We start from the raw sequence: 15,710 nt of genomic DNA on the forward strand, positions 1-15,710 counted from the left end.
ATCGGGAGTGCGCTTGGCGCATTCTCCCGTTCCGTCGGAGCGCTTGCTTAGCGGATGCCCTCTTTGGCGAGCGCCAGGATCGCCTTGGCTTTTTCCGGCGAATCGATGAACAGCGGTCCGGTATAGGCGTTGTTCTGCGGCCAAAAGCCGTGCGTCGCTTGCTCGACCAGATAGATCACCGGCAGATAGCCCATCAGATATTGCTGGGCATCCATGCCGAAGCCCATTTCGCCGGCGACGACAGAGTCGAGGACCTCCGGGCTGATGTCGAATGTGTAGAGCTTGAGCTTGCCGAACAGTTCCTTGTCGCGGAACATCGGGATCAGCGGGTTGGCGGCGGTGGCGCCGAGCGCAAAGACGGCCTGCGTGTCGGGATGCGCCGACAGATAGGCTTCCGTGCGGCGCTGGATGTCTGCGGGATCGGGCGCCACGGCCAGAACCTCGGTGCCGCCGCCGGAGGGCTTCAGCCCGTCATTGAGGCCCTGGCAGCGCTGGTCGAGGCTGACATTGCCGACCTCGTGGTTGATGCAGACGACCTTGAGCGTGCCTTCCTTGGCCAGCCGCTCGCCGGCCTTCTTGCCGGAATCATATTCGGAAACGGTGCCGACATAGAGCGTCGTGCCGAGCTCGGCGCCTTCCTTTTCGCCGGAATCCAGAACCACCATGGGAATATTGGCGGCAAGCCCGGATTTGACCGATTTGCCGAGCGCATTGGCGTCGGCGATGGAGACGGCGATACCGTCCGGCTTGGTGGCGATGGCGGCGTCGAGAAGCCGGGCCTGCTCGACCACGTCGAAGACCTGCGGCGCGTAATATTCGACCTTGGCACCGGTAAGGGCGGCCGCGTCATCGACGCCGCGCTTGACCACCGACCAATAGGGATCGGACGCCGACCCATGCACTACGAAGGTGATGCGGACGTCCTTCGGATCCTTCAGGCCCGCGGCATGCGCGATACCCGTCACCAGGCCCGCCGAAACGAAGGCGCCCAATGCCACTTTCAGAAGAGTTTTCATCTTATTCTCCCATTTGTCGTTGCAGTTCCAATCCCTCTGGCGCCGTTTTCCGGCCGCGACGATCGGCTCACGTTGCGGATCGGGTGGCCGCTTTGCGGGCCTTTGCCGACGGCGATCGCTGTTCGTCCGCGGTGTTGCCGCGGGCTGTTGTTGATGATCGCCCGGCCGAGAGCGCTGCGCGAAGCTCCTCGCGCAACGGCTTCATGCCGATGACGTCGATCGGCTGTGCGGCGAGCCAGTCGCGAAAGCCCTGGTCGCGGAACAGCTCGTACTCTTCGGTGCGGATATAGGCGGAGCGCGGCTCGATCAGCTCGAGTTCACCGGGCGCGTTGCAATGCAGGCAAAAGAAGGTCAGGCCGTCGCGCACACCGTCGATGAGCGCTTTGTAAGCCGGCTCGATCGGCCTGGAGCGCGGCCGGCCCCAGGTCGTCTGGATGGCGGCGTCGAAAATGGCAAAGCCGCCGGCACGGGCCAGCGCCACGCCGCGCTGGAACGCCTCCTCGGTGACGCCGACCAGATTGTCGTTGGGGGAATAGGCGGACAGCGTCTTGGTCAGCAGCACCGGCAGCTGATATTCGAGCCCGAGCTTGATGTAGATGTTGCAGAATTCCGGCGACAATGCCGCTCCCATATGCGCGTCGAGGTGGGTGACGTCGATGCCGCCGCGATAGGCGGTGTCGATCTGGGCGCGAAGCTCGGCCTCGACCGCCTGCGGCACCGCCTTGCGGCGCGTGGTCGCCACATCCGGCCAGAAGAAGCCGAACTCGTCGGTCAGGCCGGCCGCCCGCGACGGCGCGGTCAACGGCCGCCATTTGTAGTGCTGCTTCTCGCTGTTCAGCGTCAGGTGGACGCCAAGGTCGAGGGCAGGGTTGGCGGCGGCGCTTTCGGCCATTTCGAGGAACCACGGGCACGGCACCATCACCGCGCCGGAACTGCAGACACCCAGCCCGCTCAATTCGAGGAAGGCGCTGTTGGCGCCATGGCACATGCCGACATCGTCCTCGTGGAGTACGATCCGTTTGCTGGAGCCGGCGGCGTTCACGAACGGCCGCCTTTCCGCCGGCACGCCGGTTTCGAGGGTCTTCCAAAGTGTGTCCCGTATTTCATGGAACCAACCGTTTGCCCAACTGGCCGGAATGGAACGCCGAAACCTGCCTTTCCGACAGGGCCACTTTGGCGAATTCGGATGGGTACAATTTGCCTGCCGGCTGAGACACTTAGCTGCCGATTCCCCCAATCACGGTTCAAAACCAGTCACAGGAACCGTCTTCCCGGCGCAGATGGCTTGGTCGAATAGCGGCGGAGTGGTTCTTTCAAACCGTGCCGACAAGCCTACAGCTGTCCACACCATCAAGCGACCACATTATCAAGTGACCCACACTATCAAGTGACTGGAGGCCTGTCATGTACATCGCCGGCGAAGAGGAAATCGAAGCCATTGCCAGGGTGATCCGCTCGGGCGCGCTGTTTCGTTACGGCAGGGACAGCGAATGCGACCGTTTCGAGGCCCGCTATGCGCAGCATCTTGGCGTCGAGCATTTCGCGCTGGCCGCCAGCGGCACCTATGGGCTCGCCGCCGGCCTGATCGGCCTCGGCATCGGCCCGGGGGACGAAGTGCTGGTGCCCGCGCACACCTATATGGCGACCGCGACTGCGGTGCTGTCGGTCGGGGCCATTCCCGTCATCGTCGACATCGACGAGAGCCTGACCATCGATCCCATCGCCCTGCGCGATGCCATCGGGCCGCGCACCAGGGCGGTCATCCCGGTGCATATGTGGGGCGCGGCCTGCAACATGAATGCGATCATGGACATTGCTGCCAAGCGCGGCTTGCTGGTGCTGGAGGATGTCTGCCAAGGCATCGGCGGCGGCTATGAGGGCCGCAAGCTCGGCTCGATCGGCCATGCCGGCGCCTATTCCTTCAACTACTTCAAGAACATGACCTCGGGCGAGGGCGGCGGTATCGCCACCAGCGACCCGAAAGTGGCGGAACGGGCGCGCTGCGCAATCGACCCTTGCCATTTCTACTGGCAGGGCAGAAGCGACAGCATCAAACCCTTCGCCGGCATCGGCGCGCGTGCTTCCGAACTGATGGGGGCGATGCTCAACGTCCAACTCGACCGGCTGGACGGCATCATCGAGGCGATGCGAGCCGAGAAGAAGACGGTGCTGGCCGGTACCCACCACCTTAGCAATCTTGGGCTGACGCCGTCGCCGATGAACAGCGCGGACGACGATTGTGCCGCACAGGTGATGTACCTGCTGCCGAGCGAGCAGGCGGCGCAGACTTTTTCGAAGACCATTCCGAGCGTCGTTGCCGGCAAGACCGGCCGTCACAATTTCACCCAGTGGGACCAGGTGCTGATGCATGAAGGGGCGCATCACCCGGCGCTCAATCCTTACGCACTGCCCGAGAACCAGGGCCTGCGGCTGGATTATCCCGACGACCTCGGCAAGCGCTCGCTCGACATCCTCAACCGCACCGTGATGGTCGCCATGAACCCGGCGCACAGCGATACCGACATTCAGGACATTATCCACAACATCGACGCGGCGGCGCGGGTGGCGCTGGAGAATGCTTCGCTCGATGATATCGAATTGCGCAAGGCGGCACCGGTTGATCTGCAGAAGTTCGACAGTGTGAACTAGACCAGATCCGGCGCGGTTTGCTACCCTGCGGTCGAGTTCCTTGTCCGGTGGCCGGCCGAGGATTCCGGCCGGCATAACCGGCCGCCAAAAAATCCGCGGGCCCGTGTCGGATAGGCCGGGCTCCGCTCGTCCTAGGGGGCATCGATCACCAACACGGAGGATTAACGATATGCCCGGCACCGTACGGCTGCACCGCGTTCTGACAACCAGCCCGGAGAAAGTCTACCGCGCGTTCCTTGAAGCGGATGCACTTGCGAAATGGCTTCCGCCGAACGGCTTCACCTGCACGGTTCATCACTTCGAGGCGAAAGTCGGCGGTGCGTTCAAAATGTCCTTCCGCAACTTCACCACCGGCGACAGCCACTCGTTCGGCGGCGAATATGTCGAGCTCGTGCCCAATGAGCGACTGCGTTACACCGACCGGTTCGACGACCCCAACCTGGCCGGCGAGATCGAGGTGACCGTGACATTGAAGAAAGTGTCGGTCGGCACCGAAGTGAATATCACGCAGGCAGGTATCCCAGACGCCATCCCGGTTGAGGCCTGCTATCTCGGCTGGCAGGAGTCGCTGCGAAATCTGGCGAAGCTCGTTGAACCCGAGATCAACCAGTAAGGTAAAGCGCTGCGCTGGCGGGTTGGCGTCGCTAACCGGAAACCCAGGGATGACGCCGTTCTTCCCACCCAACATGCGCCGGGGCCGGAAAGGCGGGATCGGCGAAGCAGCCGACCGCGACGGCGATCCATTCAGGCTTTCGCTCGGGCTCCCAGAAGACGCTCGAGCCGCAGCCCGGGCAGAAATGGAAAGTGACGTGGTGGCCGCTCCGAGCTGACCGCCTGTAGGTCCTGGCGTCGCCTCTGGCTTCTACCTTGTCGCGCGCAAAGAAGGAGGCGACGCCGTATGTGCTGCCGGTCCGTTTCTGGCAGTCGAGGCAGTGGCACTGTGCGACCAGCTGTGGCTCTCCGTTACAGGAGATCCTCAGTTGCCCGCAGGCACAGGATGCGGTTCTCATGGCAATCCTCATGGTTCAGATGAATGCGCCGCCAGCCCATACCGGCGGTGGGCATGCTTCTGGTTTTCGGGGAGGTTCGGCCTTGGGAAGCGCGCTTTGCGCGAACGCCGAAAAACAAGGACCGACGTCCCATATTCCTAATCACTGCGGACGACCGATTCAACCCCGCGGTGAACGAGATGGAGAGCCGGCTCTAGCTTCTATCCAATCTTAGGAATGCGGCGCGCAGCGCCAGCACGGCGCGCAGGATCTGACGTTCGTCCATTGCAGCGTAGCCGAGCAGCAGGCCGTGCTCGGGTTCAGTAGAGTGGTAGTTGATGGAGATGCCCTGAACGTCGAGCCCCTCCTTGAGGGCGGCGGCGACCACGTCGCTGTCCTTATAGGGCCTGACGAAGCTCGCCAGCAGCTGCATGCCGGAATCGTTTTCCGTCACGGTCAGCCATTCGGCCAGATGCTCCTGGCACAGCTTGACGAAGTTCGCCTGCCGGCGCGCGTAGAGCCGGCGCATGCGCTTGAGGTGCGTGGCGAAATAGCCCTGCATGATGAAGTCGTTGACCGTTGCCTGCAGGATCAGCGGCGCGAACTGGCCGGTGATGCTCACCGCCCGGTCGAACGGAACCGACAATTCGCGCGGCACGATCAGATAACCGATGCGCAGCGCCGGGATAAGCGTCTTGCCGAAGCTGCCGATATAGACGACGCGGTCGGCATGATCGAGCCCGCGCAGGGCCGGCACCGGCCGGCCGCGGAACCGGTATTCGCCATCATAGTCATCCTCGACGATCCAGGCGCCGTTGCGTTCCGCGATGTCGAGCAACTGCAATCGCTCCTCGATACGCATGATTGTGCCGAACGGCCATTGGCAGGATGGCGTCACATAGATCAGCCGCGGCGGCGGCAGCTCCGGATCGGCAAGATGCCAGCCGCGCCGGTCGACCTTCAACGGTGCCAGCTTGGCGCCGCTGGCGAGAAAGGCGCTTTTGGCGCCGAGATAGCCGGGCTCTTCCATCCAGACATGGTCGCCTTCGTCCATCAGCACGCGCGAGACCAGATCGAGCGCTGCCTGCGCACCGGTGACGATGATCACCTGGTCGGCGGTGCAACTGATGCCGCGCGACAGGCCGATGGTCGAGGCAATGGCCTGGCGCAGGCCGGGGTGACCGGCAAAGGAGAGATAACCAAGCAGACTATCGTCGCGGCTGCGTGCATTGCGCACCAGAAGGCTTGACCAGATGGTGAACGGAAACGATGCCGTTTCAGGCACGCCGGGATGGAAATTGATGACACCGGCATTGCGTGGCGGTTGCGGGCCGTTGACGATGGTCTGGCCACGCCGCGACAGCTTTTGCGGCGCCGCCAGTCCGGCGCGCAGGGAAGCCATCGGGCGGTTCTGCTGGATCGGCGCCACCCAGGTGCCCGATCCGGCACGCGCCTCGATAAAACCTTCGGCAAGGAGCTGGTCATAGGCGGCGATGACGGTGTTGCGCCCGACCTTCAGATCTTCGGCCAGCGAGCGCGTCGACGGCAGCAGCGTGTTCTGCGGGATCTGGCCGTCAAGAATGAAGCGTCGCAAGGCGCCGTAGATCTGACGATGCATCGGTTCTTCCGAAGCGCGGTCGACCGACATGATGTCGAGGGAAAGGCGCATGTGGTCGGGCAAGGCACTATCCCCCGACGAACCGGGCGGCGCGGGCGATCTTTCCCTCGTTGAGCCGGCAGACGGTGTCGAGCACCAGCCGCCTGGTTTCGGGACGGATCTCGCGGCTGTTCTTCAGCGCGCGATGCACGGTGGCGGTGCCAAGTTCCGCCTTCTCGGCAATCTCGCGGATGGTGCAAAGCCGTTCTATGCCAAGCGCAGCTTCGAAAGCCATGTCGCTCCTCCTCGGTTGCATCAAGGCACGGCTTCCGGCCGGCCTCAAGCTTGAAAGTCGGGGCTTGAAATCCAGAGCCGGGTTTCTGCGATCCGCACCGCGTTGGGAGCAAGGCGGCGCGGATCGCCGGGCGCTTTCGCGTCGCTAACCCCATCGAGGCGCGCGCCCATTATGTTCCTCCGGCTCGCAATGCGGGCCGGTCAGTTTACCTGCCGCGTCGCCACTTCGAAGCCGGCCTCGCGGGCGGTGGCGAGCAGCGAGAAATGGCCTTTGCTGGCATAGGTCAGCGGATGCGCCTTGGCCGGATCCTGCTCGGCTTCGACAACGAGCCAGCCTTCATAGCCGCGCGCGGCGAGGGGTTTCAGCAATGACAGGAAATCGACCGAGCCGTCGCCGGGCACGGTAAAAATGCCGTCCATTACCGCCGCCATGAAGCTCATGTCCTCGCGGCGTGCCCGTTTCAGCATCGCCCTGCGAACATCCTTGCAATGGAAATGCACGATACGGTCGAGATGCCGTTGCAGCAGCGATTGCGGGTCGCCGCCCGAAAACAGGCAGTGGCCGGTATCGAACAAAAGGCCGACGCTTCGGCCCGTCGCCGCCATCAGCCTGTCGACTTCATCGTCCGTCTCGACGATGGTGCCCATGTGGTGGTGGAAGGCCATGCCGACCCCGAATGCGGCCATGCGGTCGGCGAGGGCGGTCAGTTTCTCGCCATAGGACGGCCAGTCCCTGTCGGCGAGGCGCGGACGCTCGGAGATCGGTGCGAAAATGCCGTCATGGCGACCGCGCGAGGTGTCGGCGTAGACGACGATCCTGGCGCCAAGGTCGCGCAACAGCTGAAGATGTGGGGTGATCGCCGCGAATTCCTCGTCGACCGTGCGGTCGAGAATGCGGCCATCATACCAGCCGGAGACGAGTTCCAGGCCATAGGAAGACAGGAGCGGCCCAAGCACTTCAGCCTGGCGCGGAAATTTGCCGCCGAGTTCGGTGCCGCGGTAGCCGGCCAGCGCCGTTTCCGACAGGCAGGTCTCCAAGGACGTATCCCCGCCAAGCGCCGGAACGTCGTCATTGCTCCAGGTGATGGGATTGATGCCGATCTTGACCGTCATGACGCCAGGCTTTTGCGGGCTTGGGAATACAAGCCGAGCCTGCAGACTGGCGACAAAGAGGCCCTGTCACTAGGTCCAGTTCAGCCGAATTTGGCAGAACCAATTAATGGAGACCGACCCTAATCTTCCTTTGGGCGGCCAAAAAGGGCGCGCAGCTCGTCTTTGGCGTCCTCCAGCACTTTCTTCTGCGCCGCCGGCAGGTTCTTGCCGGCGCGGTTGATGTAGAAATTCAGCATCGACATGGCGGATTGAAACGGCCCTGCCTTGCGTCGGTCGCTGTGCTCGGCCGATCGCTTCAAAGAGGCGGCGATCTTCTTGGGATCGTGGGATTCGAAGATGTGTTCCTCGAGGTCCAGCGCGTCGCTGTGCTCGGTGACGTCGGCGGACCATTTCCGTTGCGCGGTCATGGCAAACTCCTTCCACTAGGTCGTTGCCGGAAAACGCCTTATGGCGCACCCCTGTTCCACTTCGGCCCGAATCCCTGGAGCCACGGATTTGCCTGTCGTGGCGCTGCTCGGCGATGCGAATGCGCCGATAGTGGTCAGAACCGCCGATTCAAGAACTGCGGACAGGAAACGCTCTTGATCCCAATCGTCTCAAGCCAGGCAGGAAGTTCCGGCATCGACAGTGCCTATGCCTGGATACGGCTGGGCATCTCGATGCTGCTGGCAACGATCGGCGGGGTCGGCATGTGGGCGGTGGTCGTGGTGCTGCCTGCCGTGCAGGCAGAATTCGGCGTCGATCGCGCCGCTGCCTCGATGCCCTACACCGCGACCATGGTCGGCTTTGCCGCCGGCAATGTGCTGTTCGGCCGCGCCATCGACCGCATGGGGTATTGGATCCCGGCGCTGATTGCCGCGATTACACTTGGCGCCGGCTTCCTGCTGGCGTCGCTGACCAGTTCGATCCTGCAGTTCACCCTCGTCCAGGGCCTGTTGATCGGCGTTGGCTCGTCGGCGATCTTCGGGCCGCTGATCGCCGACATCTCGCACTGGTTCAACCGGCGCCGCGGCGTCGCGGTGACTGCTGCCGCATCCGGCAACTATCTCGCCGGAGCGATCTGGCCGACGGCGATGCCCTATGTCATGCAGGCGCAAGGCTGGCGCTTCACCTATGCCGCGATCGGCGCCGTCTGCCTGGTCACCATGGTGCCCTTGATCCTGCTGCTCCGGCGCGGCGCACCGCCCCAGGCGGCTCCGGGATCGCCGGGCAGCCGCGTGGTCCAGCCGATCTCCCTGTCGCCGGCGGCCTTGCAGGCGCTGCTCATCGTCGCCGGGCTCGGCTGCTGCGTGGCGATGTCGATGCCGCAAGTCCATATCGTCGCCTATTGCATGGATCTCGGCTACGGCGTGGCACATGGCGCCGATATGCTGTCGATCATGCTGGCGGCGGGCGTCGTCAGCCGGCTAGGCTCGGGCTTCCTTGCCGATCGCATCGGCGGCGTGAAAACCCTGCTGATCGGCTCGGTGCTGCAATGCCTGTCGCTGTTGTTCTATATCCCGTTCGACGGGCTTGCCTCGCTTTATGTCGTCTCGCTGGTTTTCGGCCTGTCGCAAGGCGGCATCGTGCCCTGTTATGCGATCATCGTGCGCGAATATATGCCAGCCAAGGAAGCTGGCCAGCGCGTCGGCATCGTCATGATGGCGACCATCTTCGGCATGGCGATCGGCGGCTGGATGTCGGGCTGGATCTACGATCTGACCGGCTCCTATGCCGCCGCGTTCCTCAACGGCATTGCCTGGAACCTGCTGAATATTTTGGCCATGGTGCTGCTGCTGTGGAAGGCCCGGCGCAGCGCTGCTGTGGCGGCCTGAAGCACAGCGGTACGGATACAGTCTCTCCGGCCGTCGCTTGACAACAGCCGAAGGCTGCGCGACGCCAGACAAGGTGTGGCAACGGGCCAGTTTGGCATGGCAGCAGTTTCAAAAACGCTGAACATCGTTTCACGGTCGCGTGTGGGCGGTTGCCCGGCGTCCGGACGAGTACGGTGATCAAGCCGCGCTCACGCCGCGGCGGCGGCCGCCCGACCATCGCCGACGTCGCCCGCAAGGCCGGCGTCGGCGCCATTACCGTATCGCGCGCCCTGCGTGAGCCGGGGCGTGTCTCGGAAGATCTGCGCCGCCAGATCGAGTCGGCCGTGAACGAGCTCGGCTATGTGCCCGACCCGAATGCGCGGGCGCTGGCTTCGGCGCGCGCCGAGGTCTTTGGCGTTCTGGTGCCGTCGCTTACCAACAACGTCTTTGCCGAAGTGGTGCGCGGCATCTACGACAGCCTGTCGGACGGCCCTTTCCGGATTCAGCTCGGCAACACCCACTATTCCGGCCTCGAGGAAGAGCGGCTGCTGCAGGTGTTTGGCCCGCAACGCCCGGCGGCGCTGATCGTGGCCGGCATCGACCAGACGCCGGCCTCGCGAAAACTGCTGGAAACGGCGGGCTGTCCGGTGGTGCAGGTGATGGAGACCGGGCCCGATCCGGTCGACATGATGGTTGGTTTCTCGCATTTCGAGGGCGGCAAGGCGGCTGCGGAACATCTGATCGAGGCAGGCTATCGCCGGATAGGCTTCATCGGCGCGCGCATGGATCCGCGTTCGCAGCGGCGCTTGGCCGGCTATCGCGCGGCGATGGAGGCGGCCGGCCTGTTCGATGCGCGGCTTACCACGACCACGCCGGTGCCCTCCAGCGTCACCCTCGGCCGCGAATTGTTCCGCGACGCGCTGGCCAAGGTGCCGAGCCTCGACGGCGTGTTCTGCAACAATGACGATATAGCACTCGGGGTGCTGTTCGAATGCCACCGCGCTTCGATCGCCGTACCGAAGACGATCGGCATCGTCGGCTTCAACGATCTTGACATGATGGAGGTGGCGTTTCCGTCGGTCACCAGCGTTCGGACGTATCGCTACGAGATCGGCCGGCGGGCGGTCGCCATGGCGCTTGCGGCGATCGAAGGCAACAGGCCGGAGCAGCGGGTCGTCGACCTCGGCTTCGAACTCAAGCGGCGTGAAAGCACGGCACGCTGAAGCGCGCTTCAACGCAATGGCGCTTTACACTACGTCATGGTAGCGCTACCAGTTATCGCCGGGCGGTACTTCGCTCAGAAGATGGGGGCTGTTTATTATACATAAGCGACAGCTCATGCTTGTTTATTATGTATAATATGATAGTTTTTGCGGGACTAGCCGGGCAGCAAAGGAGGGGATCGGGTCGGCATTCGGCCACCTGAACGCGCGACGGGTACGGCGGGAGGTGCCGGGCCGGAAAAGCGCAAATTCATCGGCGTAACAACAAACAAAACTGCAACTGGGAGGAATATCGATGATCAAGTCACTCGTTGGCGGTATCGTTGCCGCCACTGCTTTCGTCATGCTGAGCTCGTCGGCGATCGCCGATCCTGAAATCGTCAAGGGGCCATCGGCCGAGCCTGACTGCTTCGCGCCCTGGTCGGCCGATACGCAGTTCTTCAAGTTCCCCAAGAAAGACGGCCCGTACCGCATCGCTCTGGCCAACGGCTATATCGCCAACACATGGCGCATCCAGATGGTGCAGACGGCAAAGGCCTATGCAGCGCAGCCGGACGTCGCGGCCAAGCTCAAGGAATTCAAGGTGGTCTCGACCGGCGAAGACGTGCCGGCGCAGATTTCGGCGATCAACAATTTCATCGATTCCGGCTATGACGCGATTGTCGTCAACGCCCAGAACCCGACCGCATTCGGTCCTGTCATCAAACGGGCCAAGGAAGCCGGCGTGGTGCTGGTCGCCTTCGACAACATCCTCGACACCAAGGATGCCATCAACGTCAATGTCGACCAGAAAGGCCTTGGCGAATTGTGGGGCAACTGGCTGGTCAAGCACGTGCCGAACGGCGGCAAGGTGCTGGAAGTGCGCGGCGTCGCCGGCACATCCGTCGATACCGACCGCCATAACGGCATCCACGAGGTTCTCGACGCTTCCGGCAAGAAATGGGATGTCACCGAGGTCGTCGGCAAGTGGGATGACGGCGTTGCGCAAAAGGCTACGGCCGATGCCATTGCCACCAACGGCCCCTTCGACGGCATTACCGGACAGGGCGGCGATACCGGCATCGTGCAGGCGATGATCGATGCCAAGCATCCGTTCGTGCCGTTCGGTGGCGAGACGGAGAACGGCTTCCGCAAATTCTGCGCCAAGTTCGCCGCTGACGGGCTGAAATGCTCGTCGGCCGGCACCGGCCCGGCGCAGGTCGCGGTTGCCATCAAGACGGCGATTGCAGCACTTGAAGGCCAGGTCGTGCCGCAAGCGGTCAAGCTGCCGCTGGCGATCGTCGAGGATCCGAACTTCAAGGCAGGCCAGGACTACTTCCCCGACCAATCCGACAATTTCTTCGTCGGCAATTCCTTCCCGACCTGCGGCATCAATTTCACGGCGCAGGAAATCATGGGCCAGAGCAAGGAAAACCAGTAAACTCCGACAGCCCGACGCCGCGGGAGATCCCGCGGCGTCGGCGCTCGACATCCTGATTGCCAAGCGCCTGGGGAGGGCCGATGGACGGTGCGGTTCCGCTCTTCCGCATGGAAGGCATATCCAAGCGCTATGGCGGCGTGCGCGCGCTGGAGAAGGCCGAACTGTCGGTCACTCCAGGCAGCATCCACGCCATTCTCGGCGAGAACGGCGCCGGCAAATCGACGCTGATCAAGGTCATGGCGGGGGTCGTCGCGCCCGACGAGGGCCGCATGATGCTGGACGGAAACGAAGTTACCTTCGCTTCGCCGGCCGCTGCCAACCAGGCCGGCATCGTCTGCATCTTCCAGGAACTGTCGCTCGTCCCCGAACTCAGCGTTGCCGACAACATCGTCATTTCCGATCCGCCGAAGCGTTTCGGCATGATCGATCGCAAGGCGCAGCGCCGCATCGCCGAAGAAGCCCTCGCTCGCGCCGGCGCTTCCGATATCCATCCGCTGGCGCTGGTCAAGGATCTTCCTCTTTCAAGAAGGCAGATGGTCGAGATCGCCAAGGCACTGGCGCGCAAGCCACGCATCCTGATCCTCGACGAGGCGACCTCGGCGCTGACCGCGGCCGACGTCGCCAGAGTTTTCGCCGTGTTGAAGCGGCTGCGTTCGGAAGGGCTGGCGCTGCTCTATATATCGCACCGCATGAACGAGATCGCCGAGCTGGCCGACCAATGCACGGTGTTCCGCAATGGCCGCAATGTCGCCAGCTACGAGGCCGGTACAAAAAGCGACAACGAGGTCGTCGAACTGATGATCGGGCGCGAATACAGCCACATCTTTCCGCCCAAGCCCGCGCGGGCGGCTGCCGCAGCCACGCCGGTTCTGGAGGCGCGCAGCCTGTCCTGGACGGATCGGCTGCACGATGTCTCGCTATCGGTCGGGGCGGGCGAGGTGGTCGGGCTTGGCGGCCTCGACGGCCAAGGCCAGCGCGAATTGCTGCTCGCCTTCTTCGGTGTGCTGCGTGGCCTGTCGGGCCAGATCCTGATCGACGGCAGGCCGGTGGCGATCGCCAGCCCGGCCGCGGCGCGCGATGACCGGATCGGCATGGCGCTGATCCCGGAGGACCGCAAGACCGAGGGGCTGATGCTGCCGATGACGGTGCGCGAAAACCTCTCATTCGCTGCCCTCGACCGGCTGTCCAGGGCCGGCATCATCGATCGCGCCGCCGAGCAGCGGCTGATCGACGATATGGTGGGTCTCCTGGCGATCAAGACCGCCGGCCTCGACATTCCGGTCGGCGCGCTATCCGGTGGCAACCAGCAGAAGGTCGTCATCGCCAAATGGCTGATGCGGCAGCCGCGCATCATCCTGCTCAACGATCCGACGCGCGGCATCGACGTCGGCACCAAGCAGGAGCTTTACCAGTTGATGCGCAAGCTTGCCGACCAGGGTGCGGCGATCCTCTTCTATTCGACCGACTATGACGAGCTGATCGGCTGCTGCGACCGGGTGCTGGTGCTCTATGACGGCGCGGTCAAGCGTGAACTGGTCGGCGCCGAAATCACCGAGCGGGCGCTGATCGCCAGCGCGCTCAACATTCACGAAGAGATGCCAAAGCAAGGAGCGGACGCGTGAAGGATTGGCGCTACTGGCTTGCCGAACAGCGCGGAACGCTGCTGGCGTTCGGCATCTTCGTCGTCATGTTCGTCATCTACACCTCGAACCATCCGGCGGGCTTCACCGCCAATGTCGTGCAGACGGCCTCGAACAAGGGCGTGCTGCTCGCCTTCGTCGCCATGGCGCAGACGCTGGTGGTGATCACCGCCGGCATCGATCTTTCGGTCGGGATGATCTTCACCCTGACCAACTGCCTGGCGTCGTGGCTGGTCGTCGGCACCGGCATCGAGACCGCCGTCGGCGTCATCGCCGTGCTCGGCACCGGGCTGCTGTGCGGGGCAATCAACGGCGCCATCGTCATCTATGGACGCCTGCAGCCGATCGTCGCCACTATCGCCACCGGTGCGGTCTATTTCGGCATTGCGCTGCTGCTTCGGCCGTTTCCGGGCGGCTCGGTCAATGAAGGGCTCGCCGATGCGCTGACCGGGCGCCTGTTTGGTATTGTGCCGGCGAGCCTGGTGGCGCTGCTGGCGGTCGTGCTTGTCGTCTGGGTGCCGTTCAGCCGGTCGGTGCTCGGCCGCGCCGCCTATGCGGCCGGCTCCTCGGAGATGGCGGCCTACATGTCCGGCGTGCCGATCCGGCGTGGAAAGTTCGCCGCCTATGCGCTTGCCGGTCTGCTTGCCGCGATCGGCGGGCTGTTCCTGACGTTCTTCACCTATACCGGTGATGCGGCCTATGCCAGCGGCAACGCCTATACGCTGTTTTCGATTGCCGCGGTCGTGCTTGGCGGCGTGTCGCTGTTCGGCGGCAAGGGCAGCGCCATCGGCGCGATCTTCGGCGCGCTTGCCTTCCGCACCATCGGCGACCTGCTGTTCGTCTTCGATTTCGATCCGCTCTGGCAGCCCCTGTTCCAGGGCGTCATTCTGCTGATCGCGGTCAGCCTCGGCGCCTTCGCCCTGTTTCGGGTCCGCAACCGGCTGGAGTGGTTCCTGTGAGCGAAACGACTGTGAGTGGTCTCGCCGGCCGCATGCCGAAATTCCTCCGCCGCGCCGACCCGGCGGTGCTGACGGCATTCGCCTGTATCGTGCTGCTGCTGTTCCTCGGCAGCCTCTATTCGCGCAGCTTCCTGTCGCCTGAATACCTTTTGCAGCAGCTCAAGGTGGCGTCGTTTCTCGGCGTCATCGCGACCGGCATGATGCTGGTCATCCTGCTCGGCCAGATCGACCTGTCGGTGCCCTGGTCGGTGGCGGCCGGCGCGATGATGGCCTGTGCCGCGGCCGCATACGGCCCGGTCGGCGTGGCGCTTGCCATTCCGTTCGGCATCTTCTGCGGTGTTCTGATCGGCATCGTCAACGGCATCGGCGTCGCCTATCTGCGCATTCCCTCGATGATCATCACGCTTGCCACCAACGCCGTCGCGCAGGGGCTGATGGTGGTCTACACGGGCGGTTTCTCGCCGCAGGATTCGGCGACCGGTGCGATGCGCTATCTGGCGACCGGCTTTGCCGTTCCTGCCGTGCCCAACGCCGTCCTCATCTGGGCGCTGATCGGCGCCGCAATGGTGTTCGTGCTGACCCGCACCGGCTTCGGCCGCACCGTCTATGGCATCGGCAATCGCGAGCGCGCAGCCTATCTTTCCGGCATCGATACAAGGCGCGTGGTGATGATCGCCTTTGCGGTTTCGGGCGGGCTCTCCGCCTTCGGCGGCGTGCTGTTGGCCGGCTATGCCTCCAAGGCGGCACAGTCGATGGGCGACGCCTATCTGCTGCCGTCGATCGCCGCGGTTGTGCTCGGCGGCACGTCGATCCTCGGTGGGCGCGGCTCCTATCTCGGCACAGTCGCCGGGGTAATCCTGATCACGCTTCTGCAGTCCATTCTCTCTGTCATGCAGATGCCGGAGGCGGGACGGCAGATTATCTACGGCGTCGTCATCGTCGCCATGCTGCTGCTCTATGGCCGCGCGCCGGCAAGCCGCTGACCTGCATGACCGGCAAAGACGTGGCATATAAGCC

16 protein-coding genes are annotated in these 15,710 nt (G+C 63.8%); 8 read left to right on the forward strand and 8 right to left on the reverse strand.

Annotated elements, in window-relative coordinates:
- Positions 1 to 47 precede the first annotated feature (47 nt).
- Both NKH04_RS22385 and NKH04_RS22390 read right to left on the reverse strand, forming a co-directional pair.
- Positions 48 to 1,016, reverse strand: coding sequence for a rhizopine catabolism ABC transporter substrate-binding protein (locus NKH04_RS22385; protein WP_352684769.1), 969 nt, complete (start codon positions 1,014 to 1,016; stop codon positions 48 to 50).
- Positions 1,017 to 1,083: 67 nt separating this feature from the next.
- Positions 1,084 to 2,058 carry a polysaccharide deacetylase family protein gene (locus tag NKH04_RS22390; RefSeq protein ID WP_353044984.1) on the reverse strand — a complete coding sequence of 325 codons (975 nt, stop codon included), beginning with the start codon at positions 2,056 to 2,058 and terminating at the stop codon, positions 1,084 to 1,086.
- Positions 2,059 to 2,420: 362 nt separating this feature from the next.
- Between NKH04_RS22390 and NKH04_RS22395 the strand changes: the two genes are divergently transcribed.
- Both NKH04_RS22395 and NKH04_RS22400 read left to right on the forward strand, forming a co-directional pair.
- Positions 2,421 to 3,665, forward strand: coding sequence for a DegT/DnrJ/EryC1/StrS family aminotransferase (locus NKH04_RS22395; protein WP_353044985.1), 1,245 nt, complete (start codon positions 2,421 to 2,423; stop codon positions 3,663 to 3,665).
- Positions 3,666 to 3,834: 169 nt separating this feature from the next.
- Entirely contained in the window at positions 3,835 to 4,278 is a 444-nt protein-coding gene (locus tag NKH04_RS22400; protein ID WP_352542451.1) for an SRPBCC family protein, read from the forward strand.
- A 31-nt stretch (positions 4,279 to 4,309) separates the two neighbouring features.
- On the opposite strand, the gene NKH04_RS22405 is transcribed toward NKH04_RS22400, so the two are convergent.
- The 6 genes from NKH04_RS22405 to NKH04_RS22430 all read right to left on the reverse strand — a co-directional run bounded on the left by NKH04_RS22405 (position 4,310) and on the right by NKH04_RS22430 (position 8,065).
- Positions 4,310 to 4,675: a GFA family protein gene (locus NKH04_RS22405; RefSeq protein WP_352850449.1), complete on the reverse strand. Its 366-nt coding sequence runs from the start codon at positions 4,673 to 4,675 to the stop codon at positions 4,310 to 4,312.
- A 193-nt stretch (positions 4,676 to 4,868) separates the two neighbouring features.
- On the reverse strand, positions 4,869 to 6,335 hold the full coding sequence (mocR, locus tag NKH04_RS22410; protein WP_352980725.1) for a rhizopine catabolism transcriptional regulator MocR: 1,467 nt from the start codon (positions 6,333 to 6,335) through the stop codon (positions 4,869 to 4,871).
- Between the two features lie 4 nt (positions 6,336 to 6,339).
- Positions 6,340 to 6,546 (reverse strand): LacI family DNA-binding transcriptional regulator, encoded by a 207-nt coding sequence (locus NKH04_RS22415; RefSeq protein ID WP_353044986.1) that lies wholly within the window; start codon positions 6,544 to 6,546, stop codon positions 6,340 to 6,342.
- A 44-nt stretch (positions 6,547 to 6,590) separates the two neighbouring features.
- Positions 6,591 to 6,716 carry a hypothetical protein gene (locus tag NKH04_RS22420; RefSeq protein WP_353044987.1) on the reverse strand — a complete coding sequence of 42 codons (126 nt, stop codon included), beginning with the start codon at positions 6,714 to 6,716 and terminating at the stop codon, positions 6,591 to 6,593.
- Positions 6,717 to 6,746: 30 nt separating this feature from the next.
- Positions 6,747 to 7,658, reverse strand: a complete 912-nt coding sequence (iolE, locus tag NKH04_RS22425) for a myo-inosose-2 dehydratase (protein ID WP_353044988.1) — start codon at positions 7,656 to 7,658, stop codon at positions 6,747 to 6,749.
- A gap of 119 nt (positions 7,659 to 7,777) precedes the next feature.
- The gene (locus tag NKH04_RS22430; protein WP_023675825.1) at positions 7,778 to 8,065 is read right to left on the reverse strand and encodes a DUF3175 domain-containing protein; all 288 of its coding nucleotides are present in this window, start codon (positions 8,063 to 8,065) and stop codon (positions 7,778 to 7,780) included.
- A 174-nt stretch (positions 8,066 to 8,239) separates the two neighbouring features.
- Here NKH04_RS22430 and NKH04_RS22435 point away from each other — a divergent pair, with 174 nt between their 5' ends.
- From NKH04_RS22435 to NKH04_RS22460, 6 genes are all read left to right on the forward strand, one after another.
- Positions 8,240 to 9,472: an MFS transporter gene (locus NKH04_RS22435; RefSeq protein WP_352997162.1), complete on the forward strand. Its 1,233-nt coding sequence runs from the start codon at positions 8,240 to 8,242 to the stop codon at positions 9,470 to 9,472.
- Between the two features lie 173 nt (positions 9,473 to 9,645).
- Positions 9,646 to 10,674 (forward strand): HTH-type transcriptional regulator GntR, encoded by a 1,029-nt coding sequence (gene gntR / locus NKH04_RS22440; RefSeq protein WP_352683578.1) that lies wholly within the window; start codon positions 9,646 to 9,648, stop codon positions 10,672 to 10,674.
- A gap of 295 nt (positions 10,675 to 10,969) precedes the next feature.
- On the forward strand, positions 10,970 to 12,094 hold the full coding sequence (locus NKH04_RS22445) for a sugar ABC transporter substrate-binding protein (RefSeq protein WP_352473506.1): 1,125 nt from the start codon (positions 10,970 to 10,972) through the stop codon (positions 12,092 to 12,094).
- Between the two features lie 80 nt (positions 12,095 to 12,174).
- Positions 12,175 to 13,716 carry a sugar ABC transporter ATP-binding protein gene (locus NKH04_RS22450; protein WP_353044989.1) on the forward strand — a complete coding sequence of 514 codons (1,542 nt, stop codon included), beginning with the start codon at positions 12,175 to 12,177 and terminating at the stop codon, positions 13,714 to 13,716.
- The gene (locus tag NKH04_RS22455) at positions 13,713 to 14,693 is read left to right on the forward strand and encodes an ABC transporter permease (protein WP_352465245.1); all 981 of its coding nucleotides are present in this window, start codon (positions 13,713 to 13,715) and stop codon (positions 14,691 to 14,693) included. The genes NKH04_RS22450 and NKH04_RS22455 overlap by 4 nt, the downstream gene beginning before the upstream one ends.
- On the forward strand, positions 14,690 to 15,676 hold the full coding sequence (locus tag NKH04_RS22460; protein ID WP_352465244.1) for an ABC transporter permease: 987 nt from the start codon (positions 14,690 to 14,692) through the stop codon (positions 15,674 to 15,676). Before NKH04_RS22455 ends, NKH04_RS22460 begins: the two co-directional genes overlap by 4 nt.
- Positions 15,677 to 15,710: the final 34 nt, after the last annotated feature.

Origin of the sequence: Mesorhizobium sp. M1365, assembly GCF_040317865.1 — a bacterium.
Taxonomy (GTDB): domain Bacteria; phylum Pseudomonadota; class Alphaproteobacteria; order Rhizobiales; family Rhizobiaceae; genus Mesorhizobium.